This window comes from Pseudomonas schmalbachii (genome assembly GCF_017589465.1).
Classification (GTDB): Bacteria; Pseudomonadota; Gammaproteobacteria; order Pseudomonadales; family Pseudomonadaceae; genus Pseudomonas; species Pseudomonas schmalbachii.
Genome location: NZ_JAELYA010000001.1, coordinates 1,184,787 through 1,199,159, shown reverse-complemented (window position 1 = coordinate 1,199,159; position 14,373 = coordinate 1,184,787). Strand labels below are relative to the sequence as shown.

17 protein-coding genes and 1 tRNA gene are annotated in these 14,373 nt (G+C 65.3%); 9 read left to right on the top strand and 9 right to left on the bottom strand.

What is annotated here, in order from left to right; all coding sequences use genetic code 11:
• Window positions 1-41 precede the first annotated feature (41 nt).
• The gene (locus JFY56_RS05345) at window positions 42-929 is read left to right on the top strand and encodes a LysR family transcriptional regulator (RefSeq protein ID WP_208312436.1); all 888 of its coding nucleotides are present in this window, start codon (window positions 42-44) and stop codon (window positions 927-929) included.
• On the opposite strand, the gene thpR is transcribed toward JFY56_RS05345, so the two are convergent.
• Window positions 926-1,441, bottom strand: coding sequence for an RNA 2',3'-cyclic phosphodiesterase (thpR, locus tag JFY56_RS05340; protein ID WP_208312435.1), 516 nt, complete (start codon window positions 1,439-1,441; stop codon window positions 926-928). The two genes, JFY56_RS05345 and thpR, sit on opposite strands and share 4 nt — an antisense overlap.
• A 189-nt stretch (window positions 1,442-1,630) precedes the next feature.
• Between thpR and JFY56_RS05335 the strand changes: the two genes are divergently transcribed.
• Complete coding sequence (locus tag JFY56_RS05335; RefSeq protein ID WP_208312434.1) at window positions 1,631-1,951, top strand: hypothetical protein; 321 nt, start codon at window positions 1,631-1,633, stop codon at window positions 1,949-1,951.
• A 237-nt stretch (window positions 1,952-2,188) separates the two neighbouring features.
• On the opposite strand, the gene greB is transcribed toward JFY56_RS05335, so the two are convergent.
• Genes greB through JFY56_RS05320 form a run of 3 tightly spaced genes read right to left on the bottom strand, consistent with a single transcriptional unit; the run spans window position 2,189 to window position 5,911 of the window.
• On the bottom strand, window positions 2,189-2,686 hold the full coding sequence (gene greB / locus JFY56_RS05330; RefSeq protein WP_208312433.1) for a transcription elongation factor GreB: 498 nt from the start codon (window positions 2,684-2,686) through the stop codon (window positions 2,189-2,191).
• A gap of 40 nt (window positions 2,687-2,726) precedes the next feature.
• Window positions 2,727-5,216, bottom strand: coding sequence for an ABC transporter permease (locus JFY56_RS05325; RefSeq protein ID WP_208312528.1), 2,490 nt, complete (start codon window positions 5,214-5,216; stop codon window positions 2,727-2,729).
• 5 nt (window positions 5,217-5,221) lie between these two features.
• Window positions 5,222-5,911, bottom strand: coding sequence for an ABC transporter ATP-binding protein (locus JFY56_RS05320; RefSeq protein WP_208312432.1), 690 nt, complete (start codon window positions 5,909-5,911; stop codon window positions 5,222-5,224).
• A gap of 10 nt (window positions 5,912-5,921) precedes the next feature.
• Between JFY56_RS05320 and JFY56_RS05315 the strand changes: the two genes are divergently transcribed.
• The 3 genes from JFY56_RS05315 to JFY56_RS05305 all read left to right on the top strand — a co-directional run bounded on the left by JFY56_RS05315 (window position 5,922) and on the right by JFY56_RS05305 (window position 7,924).
• Complete coding sequence (locus JFY56_RS05315; protein WP_208312431.1) at window positions 5,922-6,527, top strand: arylesterase; 606 nt, start codon at window positions 5,922-5,924, stop codon at window positions 6,525-6,527.
• A gap of 65 nt (window positions 6,528-6,592) precedes the next feature.
• Window positions 6,593-6,871 (top strand): hypothetical protein, encoded by a 279-nt coding sequence (locus JFY56_RS05310; RefSeq protein WP_208312430.1) that lies wholly within the window; start codon window positions 6,593-6,595, stop codon window positions 6,869-6,871.
• A gap of 72 nt (window positions 6,872-6,943) precedes the next feature.
• Window positions 6,944-7,924, top strand: a complete 981-nt coding sequence (locus JFY56_RS05305) for a L,D-transpeptidase family protein (protein WP_208312429.1) — start codon at window positions 6,944-6,946, stop codon at window positions 7,922-7,924.
• A gap of 122 nt (window positions 7,925-8,046) precedes the next feature.
• Here the strand turns inward: JFY56_RS05305 and JFY56_RS05300 are convergent, their stop codons facing one another.
• Together JFY56_RS05300 and JFY56_RS05295 are read right to left on the bottom strand one after the other, a co-directional pair.
• Window positions 8,047-8,298 carry an Lpp/OprI family alanine-zipper lipoprotein gene (locus JFY56_RS05300; RefSeq protein WP_208312428.1) on the bottom strand — a complete coding sequence of 84 codons (252 nt, stop codon included), beginning with the start codon at window positions 8,296-8,298 and terminating at the stop codon, window positions 8,047-8,049.
• A gap of 395 nt (window positions 8,299-8,693) precedes the next feature.
• Window positions 8,694-8,783 (bottom strand) — tRNA-Ser (locus JFY56_RS05295).
• Between the two features lie 165 nt (window positions 8,784-8,948).
• Between JFY56_RS05295 and earP the strand changes: the two genes are divergently transcribed.
• Window positions 8,949-10,091, top strand: a complete 1,143-nt coding sequence (gene earP / locus JFY56_RS05290) for an elongation factor P maturation arginine rhamnosyltransferase EarP (protein WP_208312527.1) — start codon at window positions 8,949-8,951, stop codon at window positions 10,089-10,091.
• 29 nt (window positions 10,092-10,120) lie between these two features.
• Complete coding sequence (efp, locus tag JFY56_RS05285; protein WP_208312427.1) at window positions 10,121-10,687, top strand: elongation factor P; 567 nt, start codon at window positions 10,121-10,123, stop codon at window positions 10,685-10,687.
• A gap of 60 nt (window positions 10,688-10,747) precedes the next feature.
• Here efp and JFY56_RS05280 read toward each other — a convergent pair whose 3' ends face one another.
• The 3 genes from JFY56_RS05280 to JFY56_RS05270 all read right to left on the bottom strand — a co-directional run bounded on the left by JFY56_RS05280 (window position 10,748) and on the right by JFY56_RS05270 (window position 12,705).
• Entirely contained in the window at window positions 10,748-11,176 is a 429-nt protein-coding gene (locus tag JFY56_RS05280; RefSeq protein WP_208312426.1) for an organic hydroperoxide resistance protein, read from the bottom strand.
• Window positions 11,177-11,320: 144 nt separating this feature from the next.
• A complete protein-coding gene (locus tag JFY56_RS05275; protein ID WP_208312425.1) occupies window positions 11,321-11,767 on the bottom strand; it encodes a MarR family winged helix-turn-helix transcriptional regulator in 447 nt (148 codons plus the stop codon).
• An 83-nt stretch (window positions 11,768-11,850) separates the two neighbouring features.
• Complete coding sequence (locus JFY56_RS05270) at window positions 11,851-12,705, bottom strand: LysR substrate-binding domain-containing protein (protein WP_208312424.1); 855 nt, start codon at window positions 12,703-12,705, stop codon at window positions 11,851-11,853.
• A 97-nt stretch (window positions 12,706-12,802) separates the two neighbouring features.
• Here JFY56_RS05270 and JFY56_RS05265 point away from each other — a divergent pair, with 97 nt between their 5' ends.
• Entirely contained in the window at window positions 12,803-13,036 is a 234-nt protein-coding gene (locus tag JFY56_RS05265; RefSeq protein ID WP_208312423.1) for a DUF1127 domain-containing protein, read from the top strand.
• 109 nt (window positions 13,037-13,145) lie between these two features.
• Entirely contained in the window at window positions 13,146-14,357 is a 1,212-nt protein-coding gene (locus tag JFY56_RS05260; RefSeq protein ID WP_208312422.1) for a winged helix-turn-helix domain-containing protein, read from the top strand.
• Window positions 14,358-14,373: the final 16 nt, after the last annotated feature.

The window sequence follows — 14,373 nt, the reverse complement described above, 5'->3', positions numbered from 1 at the left end:
AAAAACGGATTGTTCTTATTGGATCGACCGGTTTTATCGATATGGCGCCGCGCATCACCCTTCGCCAATTGGCGACCTTCACCGCCATCGCCGAGCACGGCAACGTCACCCAGGCCGCTGCCGCCATCGCGTTGTCCCAGTCCGCCGCCAGCCAGGCGCTGCAGGAGCTGGAGCGCGCCCTCGGCACGCGCCTGTTCGACCGCAGCGGCAAGCGTCTGGCGCTGAACGACAACGGCCGCGCGCTGTACCCCAAGGCCTGCGCGCTGCTGGCGCAGAGCGCGGAGCTGGAAGCGCTGTTCGACAACGCGCCGGTGCAGTTGAACCTTGGGGCCAGTCGTAGCATCGGCGGCTATCTGCTGCCACAGGTGATGGCCGGCTTCCTCACCGAACTGCCGGACAGCCGCCTGAACCTGCAGGTCGCCAACAGCCGCGACATTCTCCAGGCACTCTGCGAATTCCGCCTGGACGTCGCCTTCATCGAAGCGCCGATCCAGCATCCACAGATCCAGTTGTCGCCATGGATCGAGGATGAGCTGCTGGTGGTGGCGGCACCCGATCATCCCCTTGTCGCGCTTCCATGCGCAGGTCTGGACGAACTGGCCGAGGCCCGCTGGGTGCTGCGCGAGGCGGGCTCGGGCACTCGCGAGACCTTCGAGCAGCAGGTGCTGCCGCGCCTCGGCAGCCTGCGGGCGCCGCTGGAAGTGAGCAATGCGGAGGCCATCAAGCATCTGGTCGCCAGCGGTGCCGGCCTGGGCTGTCTGTCGCGGCGCGTGGTGGCGGCCGAGCTGGCGCGCGGCGAACTGGTCGAGCTCGATACTCCGCTCGGTCCGCTGAAACGCACCTTCTTCCGCGCCCTGCATATCGACAAGTTCCCTACGGCCGGATTGCGCCGCTTCCTGGAGTTCGCCGCGATCTGGCCGGAGCGCTAGGGATTCAGCGACCAGTCGCCGATAGCCCGGTAATGCACGCCGCGGGGACTGTTTTCCGAACTGAACAGGGTGATCTTGCGCACCGGCCAGGCGAACGACGGCTGTGCGTCGGGCAAGCGGATGCTGTGGCGGGCCAGGGTGAGATGAGGATGGAAGGGGCGCTGCTCCACGGGAAAGTCCAGCGCGACGAGCATCTCGCGCAGGCGATGGACCAGATTCAGCAGCGGCTCTGGGGTAATGCTGGGTGATAGATGCAGGATGCCGTTGCGCCAGCGTCCGAGATGATCCAGCTGCAGGGTGAAGGCTTCCCGCGGCAGGGTCTTGCCCAGCTCCAGCAGCTCGGACTTGCGGCCCCGCGGCACCGAGCCGAGGAATGCCAGGGTCATGTGCAGGTTGGCCACATCGACCGGCCGGCCATCCGCGCCGATGCCCTCGCGCCAGGCGTAGAGCAGGTTGGCCAGATCCTTCGGACAGGGCAGGGCGAAGAACAGCCGCAGGGGTGGAGTGGTCATGCCTGGTCTCCCGGGAAGTCGCCTTGACAGTATCGCCCGGGCTTCTCTAGGATGCCGCACAGCGCCGATTTAAATAGCAACTTGCGGGGCGCGGATGCTTCTTCCGAAGCATCGAAATACCGCTAAAGCGCTGGTTCGGTGTGCCTCTCGCCGCGTCCAGCAGGACCCCAGAGGCGGAGACATGACACCATGACCTGTCCCACACCCCTTGTGCGCCTGGCACCCATCACCACCGGACTGGTGCGCCGCAATCCGAAGATCCTCCTTGGCGGCAATCACCAGCCGACTCTCGTTCGCTATCTCGAAGGCTGGCCGAAACGCTGGGACGGTTCGCGCACCTTCCTCATCCAGTTCGCCCAGAGCCTGGAAGACATCGCCCGTTTCGCTACCGACAGCTTCGACTTCGCCGTGGTCCAGGCGCCGTCGCGCGAACAGCTCGAACCGCTGGTGCGCGAACTGACCCGCGTCGCCCGCCAGGGCCTGATCACCCGCCGCCCGCCTGCGCTCTGACCATGTGATCGCGGGCATGGCCCTACGGTTCGTTCGTGCAGAGCGTAGGGTGGAAAACGGCGAAACGGATGGCCGCCCCGCCTTTCCACCGTCAAGCGCAGTGCGACGGGGCGGTGGACAAGCTTCGCGTTGTCCACCCTACAAAAAGCATCCTCGGTCGCAAGGCAGTTGCTCCTACAGAGGTGTGCCATCCCGTAGGAGCGGGCCATGCCCGCGATCAGGATTTCCAAGCCCGCTTTACGGGTACTCGATCTCGACGATGTACCAGAACCTCTCGCCCGCCGGGCTGTGCACCAGCACCTCGGCGTCGAGTTCCTTGCCGACCAGCGCCCGCGCCAGTGGCGAGTCGATGCTGATCAGGTTGTTGCGCAGGTCCAGTTCGTCCGGGCCGACGATGCGGTAGCGGGACTGCTCGCCGTCCTCGTCCTCCAGGGTGACCCAGGCGCCGAAATAGACCTTGCCCAGATCGGCCGGACGCTCGCGCACCACCTTGAGGTTTTCCAGGCGCTTGCGCAGGAAGCGCACGCGGCTGTCGATCTCGCGCAGCATCTTCTTGCCGTAGATGTACTCGGCGTTCTCCGAGCGGTCGCCGAGGGCGGCGGCTTCGCTGACCGCCTGGGTGACCTGCGGGCGGCGTACGTTCCACAGTTCGTGCAGTTCGGCGCGCAGGCGCGCCTCGCCTTCCGGAGTGATCAGGGGGGTGCCGGCGGTGCGCGGCGGACGGTAGCGACTCATGGGTGTTCGAGGGTTTCCAGCGGGATTCCGGTGTATTCGATCAGCTTTCCCGAAGCAGGCGCAACGGGCTGATGTTCAGTGCCTTGCGCGTGCCCAGCAGGCCGGCGCCGGCGACCAGCAGGGCGCCCAGTACGGGCAGCCCGAGCAGCCAGTAGTGCGGGCGCCACGGCAGGTCGAAGACCAGCCAGTAAAGCAGGAAGCTGACCACTTCGCAGCCGAGCGCGGCGAGCAGGCCGCTGGCGGCGCCGAGCAGGGCGAACTCGCTGCGCCGGGTGCGCAGCAGCAGGTTGCGTTCGGCACCCAGCGCGCGCAGCAGGGCGCCCTGGCGCAGGCGTTCGTCCAGGGTCGCCTGCAGGCCGGCGAAGAGCACCACGAAGCCGGCGGCGAGGACGAACACCAGCACGTATTCGACCGCCAGGGTGACCTGGTCGAGGATGCTGCGCAGTTGCGACAGCAGCGCATCGACCGGCAGCAGCGTGACGGTGGGGAAGGCGCGCGCCAGTTCGATCAGCTCGCGCTCCTGGCTGGCCGGCAGATAGAAGCTGGTCAGGTAGGTCACCGGCAGGTTGGACAGGGTGCCCGGCTCGAAGACCATGAAGAAGTTCGGCTGGAAGTTGTCCCACTTCACCGAGCGCAGGCTCTGCACGCGGGCCTCGCGGGTCTGTCCGGCGATGTTGAAGGTCAGCCGGTCGCCCAGCTTCAGGCCGAGGTTGCCGGCGAGCTTTTCTTCCACGGATACCCCGGGCAGGTCCCCGCGCGAGCCATCCCACCAACTGCCGGCGACCACCGCGTTGCCCGACGGCAGCCGCGCCGACCAGGTCAGGCCGAGGTCGCGTTGCAGGGCGCGCTCGCTGCGTACGTCCTCGCTGAGCGCCTGTACCGGCTTGCCGTTCACCGCCACCAGGCGCCCCGGCACCATGGGGAACAGCGGTTCGGCGTGGGGCGACAGGGCCTTCACGCGGTCTTCGAAGGACTGCTTTTCATCCGGCAGGATGTTCAGCGCGAAGTGGTTGGGCGCGTCGGCCGGCAGCTGTTCGTGCCAGGTATCCACCAGTTCGCCGCGTAGCAGGGCGATCAGCGCCATGGCCAGCAGGATCAGGCCGAAAGCCAGGCTCTGCCCGGCGGCGGCCAGCGGATGGCGCAGCAACTGGCCGAGACCGAGGCGCCAGGGCAGGCTGGCGCGTTCCAGCAGGCGGCGCAGGCCGTTGAGGGCAAGCAGCAGGGCTGCGCCCAGCGCCACGGCCGCGAGCAGGCCGCCGACGAGGAGGGCGAGGGTCAGGCGCAGGTCGAGGCTCAGGCGCCACATGATCAGGCCGAGGGCGAGCATGGCGCAGCCGTACGCCATCCAGGTGCGCATCGGCACCGGCAGCAGGTCGCTGCGCAGCACCCGCAGCGGCGGCACGCGGCCGAGCGCGGCCAGCGGCGGCAGGGCGAAGCCGGCGAGGGCGATCAACCCGGTGGCGATGCCAGCGATGGCGGGGAAGATGCCGGCCGGCGGGACTCGCGGCGGCAGCAGATTGGCGAGCAGCTGGAACAGGCCGAGCTGCGCCAGCCAGCCGAGTACCGCGCCACACAGGCTGGCGACCAGTCCCAGGCTGAACAGTTGCAATCCATACAGCGCGAGGGTCTGTCTGCGGGACAGGCCAAGGCAGCGGAGCAGGGCGCTGGCATCGTAGCGGCGGGTGGCGAAGCGGTTCGCCGAGAGTGCCACGGCGACGCCGGCGAGCAGCACCGCGGCGAGGCTGGCGAGATTCAGGTAGCGCTCGGCGCGGCCAAGGGCGTCGCCGATCTGCCGGTTGCCGTGGTGGGCGTCCAGCAGGCGCTGGTTGGCCTCCAGACCGCCGCTCACTGCCTTTCTATAGGCCTGCAGCGCGTCCGTGGAGCCACCCCAAAGATCGCGGTAACGCACCCGGCTGCCGGGCTGCACGACGCCGGTGGCATCCAGGTCCTGCATGTTCATCAGCACTCGCGGGGTGAGGCTGTAGAAGTCGCCGGCGCGGTCCGGCTCGAAGGTCAGCACGCGGGCGATGCGCAGCTTCTGCCGGCCGATGTCGACGCTGTCGCCGACGCGCAGATCGAGGCTGGCCAGCAGGCGCGACTCGACCCAGAGCTCCCCGGGCTGCGGCTTGCCGCCGGGCACGTCGGGCTGCAGCGGGGCGGGGGCGCTTTTCAGCTCGCCGCGCAGGGGATAGGTCTCGTTCACCGCCTTGACGCTGCTCAGCTGGATGCCCTGGTCGGTGGTGATGACGCTGGAGAATTCGACGCTGCCGGCGTGCTGCAGGCCCAGGCGCAGGCCCGCTTCCACCTGTTCCGGCGAGGCCGGGCGGGTGCCGCTCAGGACCAGGTCGGCGCCAAGGAACTCGGCGGCGCGGACCAGCATGGCGCCGTTCAGCCGGGCGCTGAAGTAGCCGATGGCGGAGCTGGCGGCCACCGCGATCAGCAGGGCGAAGAACAGCACGCGCAGTTCCCCGCTGCGGGATTCGCGCAGCAATTGGCGCATCGCCAGGGCGAACAGGCGTGGCAGCGGCAGGTGCGTCATTCGCAGAGTTCCGCGTGTTCGACCAGATGCCCGCTTTCCAGGCGGATGCGTCTGCGGCAGCGGCGCGCCAGGCGTTCGTCGTGGGTGACCAGTACCAGTGTGGTGCCGCGCTCGCGGTTGAGTTCGAAGAGCAGGTCGCTGATGTGCTGGCCAGTGGTGGTGTCGAGGTTGCCGGTGGGCTCGTCGGCGAACAGCACGTCGGGTTCCGCGGCGAAGGCGCGGGCGATGGCCACGCGCTGCTGCTCGCCACCGGAAAGCTGGCGCGGATAATGGCTCAGGCGCTGGCCCAGGCCGACCCGGTCGAGCAGCTCGCGGGCGCGCTGGCGCGCATCGGCGCGACCTTCCAGCTCCAGCGGCAGCATGACGTTCTCCAGGGCATTCAGGCTGTCGAGCAACTGGAACGACTGGAACACGAAGCCGACGTGGGCGGCGCGCACTCGTGCACGCTGGTCCTGGTCGAGCTGGCCGAGAGTGTGTCCGGCCAGGTGGACGCTGCCGGAGCTGGGTTCGTCGAGGCCGGCGAGCAGGCCGAGCAGGGTGGATTTGCCGGAGCCGGAAATGCCGACGATGGCGAGGCTGTCGCCGCGGGAAAGCTCCAGCGTGAGGTCGTGGAGAATGGTCAGCTCGCCTTCCGCACTGGGGACGACCTTGCTAAGGTTCTGCGCGGTGAGAATGCTTGCGCTCATGGAGGATCCGATGCGTGCATGGCTATTGAGCGGTTGCCTGACACTGCTCCTGCTGGCTCAGCAGGCCGCGGCGCAGACGCTGTTGGTCGTTGGCGATAGTATCAGCGCCGGTTTGGGGCTGGATACCAGCCAGGGCTGGGTCAGCCTGCTGGAGAAGCGTCTGCAGGAGCAGGGCTACGACTATCGGGTGGTGAATGCATCGATCAGTGGCGACACCAGCGCAGGGGGCCGCGCGCGCCTGCCGGCGCTGCTGGCAGAGGAGAAGCCGGAGCTGGTGGTGATCGAGCTGGGCGGCAATGACGGCCTGCGCGGAATAGCGCCCATGCATTTGCAACAGAATCTTGCCGCGATGGTTTCCGCGTCGCGCGAGTCGGGTGCCAGGGTAATCCTGCTCGGCATGCGCCTGCCGCCGAACTATGGCGAACGCTACACCCAGGCATTCGCCCAGGTCTTCCAGCAGGTGGCCGAGCAGCAGAAGGTCGCCCTGGTGCCGTTCTTCCTCGAGGGCGTCGGTGGGAATCCGCAGTTGATGCAGCCGGATGGCATCCACCCGGCTGCCGATGCTCAGCCGCTGCTGCTGGAAAATCTCTGGCCAACACTGAAACCGCTGCTCTGAGGGCCGTTTCGGGCTTCCACAGCGCGGGTCTTTCGGCTATGTTTGCGCACCCTTCAGGAGCCCCCATGTCGCGCCCCGCCTGGACCCTCTACGCCTACCAGTTGATCGAGCCCGACGAACAGCTCGACCTGTTCGCCTGCCGCGAGCTGCGCGTGCACCTGGTCGCCCGCCAGCTCGAACTGGGGAATTCGGCCGATCGCACCCTTTGCGGTGGATTGCTGCCGGCACATCCCGCCTGGCGCGGAGTGGAGCGGCGGCAGCTGCGCGATCGCCGCGTGTGTGCCGACTGTCTGAAACAATTGGAAGAAGAACGGCGCGGCGCGCGATTTTCCTGGACGGGCTGAACTTTCCAGCGGGCAGGTGCTCAGTGGTAAACTATTGCCCCTTTGCCATAATGCTTCGTCAAGGATTTCCGGATGTTGTCGCGCGTATTCGCCGCCTGCTCGCTGTCACTAGCCGCGCTGCTCACGGCCGGCCATGCCTCTGCCATTGAACTGCCGTTGCCCGCGCCGGGCGAGGATATCGTCGGCCAGGTGCAGGTCATCAAGGCCAAGTACGAGGATACCTTCGCCGCCCTGGGTGAGCAGTACGGTCTCGGCTATCAGGAAATGCTCGCGGCTAACCCGGGCGTCGATGCCTGGCTGCCGGGCACCGGCACCGAAGTGATCATCCCGACGCGCTTCATCCTGCCGCCTGGGCCGCGCGAAGGCGTGGTCATCAACCTGGCCGAATACCGCCTGTACTACTACCCGAAAGGCAAGGGCGTGGTTTACACCTATGCCCTGGGTATCGGTCGTGAAGGCTGGGGCTCGCCGCTGGGCAGTACCAAGGTCATCAGCAAGACCAAGGACCCGGCCTGGTATCCGCCGGCGTCGATTCGTGCCGAGCACGCTGCCGACGGCGATCCGCTGCCGGCCATGGTGCCGCCGGGGCCGGATAACCCGCTGGGCCCGTTCAAGATGAATCTCGGCTTCCATGGCTACCTGATCCATGGCTCGAACAAGAAGTTCGGCATCGGTACCCGTACCAGTCACGGTTGCTTCCGTATGTACAACTGGGATGTTACCCAGTTGTTCTCGATGATTCCGGTAGGCACTCCGGTGCGCATCATCAATGAGCCCTACAAGTTCGGCCGGAGCGAAGGAAAGATCTATCTGGAAGCGCATGCGCCGATCGACGACAAGGGCGATCCGTCGGTAGTGGATAAACACACCGCGGTGATCAATGCCCTGCTCCAGCGCGAAGATATCGCCAACCAGATGCAGATGGACTGGAATGTGGTGCGCGAAGTTGTGGCCGCCGAGGATGGCTTGCCGGTTGCCATTGCCCAGCCGCATGAGCAGGGTGCGCCCGTTGCTGCAACGGCGGCTGATCCGGATCTGATGCAAGTGCCCTGACTGAGCGGGGCGCGATGAAGGAGCCCGCCGGCCGAAAGGTCGAGCGGGTTTTTTCTTGCCCGCGTTGCAGGCATAAAAAAAGCCGACCCGTAGGTCGGCTTTTATAATAGGTACTGGACCTATTACTTGCGGCTGGCGCGATCCAGCATACGCATGGCGCGCTCGTTAGCCTCGTCAGCGGTCTGCTGGGCTTTCTGAGCGGCGGCCAGAGCTTCGTCAGCCTTGCGGTAGGCTTCGTCAGCACGAGCTTGAGCACGGGCAGCTGCGTCTTCGGTAGCAGTCAGACGAGCTTCGATTTCTTTGGAGTGGCTGCTGCAACCGGTGGCCAGAACAGCAGCCAGAGCCAGAGCAGAGAATTTCAGAACGTTGTTCATCGTGTTCCCCTTAAGGTGGACATTTCCATTAAAAGCAATCTCCCATGATCGGGAAATTAGCCGGACTACATAGTACCTATTACTTTTAGTAAGTAAACCGACCGAGCGCAAGTACGGCACTTTTTTTTAAGCGCGGAGAGAGTTTCCTTACTGCTATCGGGAAGTTGCGCAAAATTTGTGCAGTGTGCCCGGGGAATGTTGCAGGAAAGAGTCCGGAAGTGATGGCAGCATGCTTTCACGCGGGGCCTGGGGAAGTGACTAGATATCCGAGTGCTCTGGAAAAGCAACTGTTTAATCGCGGATATTCATTTGTCCAAGTCCAACTTTGGTGCATGGCAAGTGTATGGCGCGGAAACGAAAAAGCCCGGCTAATTGCTTAGCCGGGCTTTTTGATCTGGCGGTGAGGGAGGGATTCGAACCCTCGATACGGTTTCCCGTATACACACTTTCCAGGCGTGCTCCTTCAACCGCTCGGACACCTCACCAGAGTTTCTCGACGACGCTGTGTTCGTCGAGGCGCGCAATGTAGCCGAACGGTTCGCCGAACGCAAATCTTTTTTTCAACGGATTCATCGGCTTAAGGCGAACGGGGAGGAATCCGCGGATATCCCGTTGTTACACTGGCGGCCTGTATGGCTGGGGTGGACGAGATGGCGAGCTGGGACATTTTCTGCACGGTGGTCGACAACTATGGCGACATTGGCGTCACCTGGCGGCTGGCGCGCCAATTGGCGACCGACCACGGCCAGCGGGTGCGTCTGTGGGTCGACGACCTGGCTCCCTTTGCCCGGCTCTGTCCCGAGGCCGACGTCTCGCTGGCGCGGCAGTCGCACTCGGGAGTCGAGGTCTGCGCCTGGCCGTCGCCCTGGCAGGCGACCGAGGCTGCGGACGTGGTCATCGAGGCGTTCGCCTGCCAGTTGCCCGCAGCTTATATACAAGCCATGCGCGAACGGGCCGTGCGGCCGCTCTGGCTGAACCTGGAATATCTCAGCGCGGAGCCATGGGTGGAGGACTGCCATGGCCTGCCTTCATTGCAGGCGTGCGGACTGCAGAAGTACTTCTACTTTCCCGGCTTCCAGGCGAATACCGGCGGGCTGCTGCGGGAGGCCGGCCTGATCGAGCGGCGCCGGGCATTCCAGGCGGATGCACAGGCGCGGGAGGGTTTCCTGCGCTCCCTCGGCATCCAGATGCGACCGCATGAGCGGCTGATTTCGCTGTTCGCCTACGAGAATGCGGCAATCCCGGTGTGGCTCGATCTGCTGGAGCAGGGCGCCAGGCCGACCTTGCTGCTGGTGCCCGAAGGCCGTGCGCTGGGCGATGTGGCACGCTGGCTGGGGCGAGAGAGCCTGACAATCGGCGACTGCCATGAGCGCGGCGCACTGCGCGTGCAGGTGCTGCCGTTCGTGCGGCAGGAGGAATATGACCTGTTGCTGTGGGGCTGCGACCTGAATGCCGTGCGCGGGGAGGACTCCTTCGTCCGCGCGCAATGGGCGGGGCGGCCATTCATCTGGCAGATCTACCAGCAGGAAGAGGAGGCGCATCTGGAAAAACTCGATGCCTTCCTCGCGCTGTATACCGAGCGGATGCCGGCGGAGCTGAAGCCGGCACTGGAGGCCTGCTGGGGAGCCTGGAATGCCCGAGGCGACATGGGCGAGGCCTGGAAACGACTGGAAGTCCTTGTTCCGCAATGGGAAAAACAGGCAATGCAATGGAGTGACGAATTGGCGGAGAAAACGGATCTTGCTGCGGGGCTGGTGCATTTTTATACAAATTGGCTATCATACGCCCCCTGATTTTTTGTCTTCACCAATCGGATATTCGTATGAAAACCGCTCAAGAGTTCCGCGCTGGCCAGGTAGCTAACATCAACGGCGCCCCCTGGGTCATCCAGAAGGCCGAGTTCAACAAATCCGGCCGTAACTCCGCCGTCGTCAAGATGAAGCTGAAGAACCTGCTGACTGGTGCCGGCACCGAGACCGTGTTCAAGGCCGACGACAAGCTGGAGCCGATCATCCTCGATCGCAAGGAAGTGACCTACTCCTACTTCGCCGACCCGCTCTATGTCTTCATGGACAACGAGTTCAACCAGTACGAAATCGAGAAAGACGACCTGGAAGGCGTTCTGACCTTCATCGAAGACGGCATGACCGACGTCTGCGAAGCAGTCTTCTACAACGACAAGGTGATCTCGGTAGAACTGCCGACCACCATCGTTCGTGAAATCGTCTACACCGAGCCGGCCGTTCGTGGCGACACCTCCGGCAAGGTCATGAAGACTGCCCGTCTGAAGAACGGTGCTGAGCTGCAGGTTTCCGCCTTCTGCGAAATCGGCGACTCGATCGAAATCGATACCCGCACCGGCGAGTACAAGTCCCGCGTCAAGGCCTGATCCTTCCGCGAGACATGAAAAAGCCCGGCTTCGAAGCCGGGCTTTTTCGTTTCTGCAGATTCACACCGAAACGTTCAGGCGTACGTCGATGTTGTCGCGGGTGGCGTTGGAGTAGGGGCAGACCTGGTGGGCGGCGGCGACCAGGTCCTCGGCGACGGCGTGATCCAGGCCCGGCAGGTTGATGTTCAGCTCCACTTCCAGGCCGAAGCCGCCGGGGATCTGGCCGATGCCGACCTTGCCGGTGATCGAGGTGTCGGCGGGAATCTTCACCTTCTTCTGGCCGGCAACGAACTTGATGGCGCCGATGAAGCAGGCCGAGTAGCCCGCAGCGAACAGCTGCTCGGGGTTGGTGGCTTCGCCGCCAGCGCCGCCCAGTTCCTTCGGGGTGGTCAGTTTCACGTCGAGCACACCGTCAGAGGAAACGGCGCGGCCGTCGCGGCCTCCGGTGGCAGTGGCGGTAGCGGTGTAAAGGGCCTGGATGCGTTGCATGAGGATGTCTCCTGATTGATTTGTTCGGTAAAGTTTTGCGCGCCAAGTAGTGCGTGAGGTGGAAATTAATCCTGAATTACTTTGCGCGCAAGATAGTTCTTGGAAGCTTTCGCTATGAGCGAACCGCTGGCAGGGAATAAGGCTCTAGTTCGAGCCTTGCAGGTTGCTGCGCAGGGCGACCAGTTCGTCCCGCAGTGAAACGAGATCCTCGATGGACTGGCCGGCGGCTTCGAGGATGCAGGCGGGAATGCCTTCGGCCTGCTCGCGCAGCTTGCGGCCTTTCTCGGTCAGGTGCAGTTCCACCACGCGCTCGTCGGCGCTGCTGCGGGTGCGGGTGAGCAGACCTTCGCCTTCCAGGCGCTTGAGCAGGGGAGTGAGCGAGCCGGGGTCGGTCAGCATGCGCGCGCTGATGTCGCCGACGGTGATGCCGTCCTGCTCCCACAGCACCAGCATGGCGATGTACTGCGGATAGGTGAGGCCGAGCGCCTGCAGAAGGGGCTTGTAGACCTTGGTCATCTGCAGCGAGGTGGAATAGAGTGCGAAGCACAACTGGTTGTCGAGCTTCAGCTGTTCGCAGGTGGAGCGGGTCATGCTGGGTTCTCCGGGAAGCCACTGTGCATGAATTTAGCGCGACAGCTATTTGCTTTCCAGAGAATACCCGATGCCGACTGGCGTCAGGGCTTGAAGCCTTCGACGATGTACTCGGCGAGTTTTTCCGTGACCGGCGACTGGCTGCGCGGATTGCGCAGCAGCACGATGCTCGCCGTCGGCAGCGCTGGCAGGCCATCGGCCTCGTCGAGGATGCGCAGATTGCCGCTCTGCAGGCTGCGCAGCTGGGCGGTGATCGCCAGGCCGGCACTGACCACCGCGAACAGCGCCGACAGGCTCGGGCTGGTGTAGGCAATGCGGTATTCCAGCTCCATCGCTTCCAGCGCGTTGCAGGCCCAGGCGCGGCAGAAGCATCCGCTGTTGAACATCGCCAGCGGGATCGGGCGCTGGTCGTGTGGGCAGAAGCCCTCGGCGGCCATCCAGACGAAGGACTCCTGGCGCAACAGCTGGCCGATCTCGGTGCCCGGTTCGCGGGTGACGATCGACAGGTCGAGGTCCTGGCGGGTGAGCAGCTGCGACGACGATTCGCAATGCACCTCCACCTGCACCAGCGGATAGGCCTCGGCGAAGCGCTTGAGGATGTCCGGCAGGAAGCGCATCACGTAGTCGTCCGGCGTGCCGATGCGCACTGCGCCGACCATGTGCGGCTGGCGCAGGGTGTTGAACACCTCGCCATGCAGCTTGAGGATGCGCCGCGCGTAGCCGAGCAGCACCTGTCCCTCCGGCGTCAACCGCACCTGGCGGCCGTCGCGCTCGAACAGCGGGCGCTCCAGCACGTCATCCTCCAGGCGCTTCATCTGCATGCTCACCGCCGACTGGGTGCGGTTCACCACTTCCGCCGCGCGGGTGAAGCCGCCGTGATCGGCGATCGCCACGAAGGTGCGCAGCAATTCGGTGTCGATGCTGGGGAAGCTGGCCATTCATCAATCTCCGAGATGCATTGCATAAGAATGATTCGTTGGATTGATCTTACGCCTGGCGAGAAACTGCTGCCAACCCACTCGGGAGGACAGCAAGATGAAAGGCCAACTCGGTTTCGTTTCACCCTCGTTCCGTACCGTTCGCCGCAACGACCGCGCACCGCTGTGGAAGCGCGCCCTGGCCCGCCTGCACCGCTGGCATGAGCTGCGCCGGCAGCGCCGGCAACTGGCCGCGCTCAGCGACTACATGCTCAAGGATATTGGCCTGACCCGCGCCGATATCGAGCAGGAGATCGAGCGGCCGTTCTGGGACGACCCGCTCAAGCACTGACGAACGCACGCAGCACGGGACGGCCGTGCTGCGGCTCCCTCGTTCGAAATCGGCAGGGAAACGTCATTGACGCTAGGATCGGAGACTCATCCGGCCATGGAGAGCCCCGATGCCCGCTGCCGAATCCATTTCCCTGAAGGAAGCCCGCCGCCTGGCCCTGACCGCCCAGGGCTTCGCCGAGCGCCGGCCGCGCGGAGCCGTGCAGCGGCGTCATCTGCGCAGCCTGTTCGAACGCCTCGGCGTGCTGCAGATCGATTCGGTCAATGCGCTGGTGCGCTCGCATTACCTGCCGCTGTTTTCCCGCCTCGGCAACTACCCGCAGGAATGGCTCGACGAGGCTGCCTGGAGTGCCGGGCGGCATCGGCGCCTGTTCGAATACTGGGGCCACGAGGCATCGCTGCTGCCGCTGGAACTCTACCCGCTGATGCGCTGGCGCATGCAGCGGGCGAAGCGTGGGGAGGGCATCTATGCGCAACTGGCGCGTTTCGGCAGGGAGCAGGGCGACGTGATCCAGCGCGTCCTGCAGGCGGTGCGCGAGCAGGGTGCGCTGGGCGCCGGCAGCCTGAGCACGCGCAAGGAGAAGGCCGGCCCCTGGTGGGACTGGAGCGCCGAGAAGCACGCGCTGGAGTGGTTGTTCGCCGCCGGCGAGGTGACGGTGGCCGGGCGGCGTGGTTTCGAGCGGCTCTACGACCTGCCCGAGCGGGTGCTGCCGGCCGAGCTGCTGGCGCAGTCCGAGCCGGATGAAGCCGAAGCCCAGCGCGGACTGCTGCTGCACGCGGCACGGGCGCTGGGTGTGGCCACGGAGAAGGACCTGCGCGACTACTTCCGCCTGAAGCCGGACGACAGCAAGCCGCGCCTCGCCGAACTGGTGGAGTCGGGCGAACTGCTGCCGTTGCGGGTCGATGGCTGGGGGCAGCCGGCCTATAGCGCCGGTGAGCCGGCGATCCCGCGTAAGGTGCGGGCCAGCGCGCTGCTGTCGCCCTTCGACTCGCTGGTCTGGGAGCGGGCGCGCACCGAGCGGCTGTTCGACTTCCACTACCGGCTGGAGATCTACACGCCGCAGCACAAGCGGGTCTATGGCTACTACGTGCTGCCGTTCCTGTTCGACGAGCATCTGGCGGCGCGGGTCGACCTGCGCGCCGAGCGCGGCCATGGCCGGCTGGCGGTGCATGCCGTGCATCAGGAGGATCGCGGACTGGGCGAGGCGGGCCTGCAGGCGCTGGCCGAGCAACTACGCGGGATGGCGGCCTGGCTGGGGCTTGGCGAGGTGCATGTGGGCTGCCGTAGTGCGCTAGGGGCAGGGCTCAAGCGGCTTCTCTAAGCGCCGCCCCCATGCG

Coding starts and splice junctions, on each gene's coding strand:
- JFY56_RS05345 (WP_208312436.1), top strand. CDS start 42: ATGGCGCCGCGCATCACCCTTCGCCAATTGGCGACCTTCACCGCCATC.
- thpR (WP_208312435.1), bottom strand. CDS start 1,441: ATGACCACTCCACCCCTGCGGCTGTTCTTCGCCCTGCCCTGTCCGAAG.
- JFY56_RS05335 (WP_208312434.1), top strand. CDS start 1,631: ATGACCTGTCCCACACCCCTTGTGCGCCTGGCACCCATCACCACCGGA.
- greB (WP_208312433.1), bottom strand. CDS start 2,686: ATGAGTCGCTACCGTCCGCCGCGCACCGCCGGCACCCCCCTGATCACT.
- JFY56_RS05320 (WP_208312432.1), bottom strand. CDS start 5,911: ATGAGCGCAAGCATTCTCACCGCGCAGAACCTTAGCAAGGTCGTCCCC.
- JFY56_RS05315 (WP_208312431.1), top strand. CDS start 5,922: ATGCGTGCATGGCTATTGAGCGGTTGCCTGACACTGCTCCTGCTGGCT.
- JFY56_RS05310 (WP_208312430.1), top strand. CDS start 6,593: ATGTCGCGCCCCGCCTGGACCCTCTACGCCTACCAGTTGATCGAGCCC.
- JFY56_RS05305 (WP_208312429.1), top strand. CDS start 6,944: ATGTTGTCGCGCGTATTCGCCGCCTGCTCGCTGTCACTAGCCGCGCTG.
- JFY56_RS05300 (WP_208312428.1), bottom strand. CDS start 8,298: ATGAACAACGTTCTGAAATTCTCTGCTCTGGCTCTGGCTGCTGTTCTG.
- earP (WP_208312527.1), top strand. CDS start 8,949: ATGGCGAGCTGGGACATTTTCTGCACGGTGGTCGACAACTATGGCGAC.
- efp (WP_208312427.1), top strand. CDS start 10,121: ATGAAAACCGCTCAAGAGTTCCGCGCTGGCCAGGTAGCTAACATCAAC.
- JFY56_RS05280 (WP_208312426.1), bottom strand. CDS start 11,176: ATGCAACGCATCCAGGCCCTTTACACCGCTACCGCCACTGCCACCGGA.
- JFY56_RS05275 (WP_208312425.1), bottom strand. CDS start 11,767: ATGACCCGCTCCACCTGCGAACAGCTGAAGCTCGACAACCAGTTGTGC.
- JFY56_RS05270 (WP_208312424.1), bottom strand. CDS start 12,705: ATGGCCAGCTTCCCCAGCATCGACACCGAATTGCTGCGCACCTTCGTG.
- JFY56_RS05265 (WP_208312423.1), top strand. CDS start 12,803: ATGAAAGGCCAACTCGGTTTCGTTTCACCCTCGTTCCGTACCGTTCGC.
- JFY56_RS05260 (WP_208312422.1), top strand. CDS start 13,146: ATGCCCGCTGCCGAATCCATTTCCCTGAAGGAAGCCCGCCGCCTGGCC.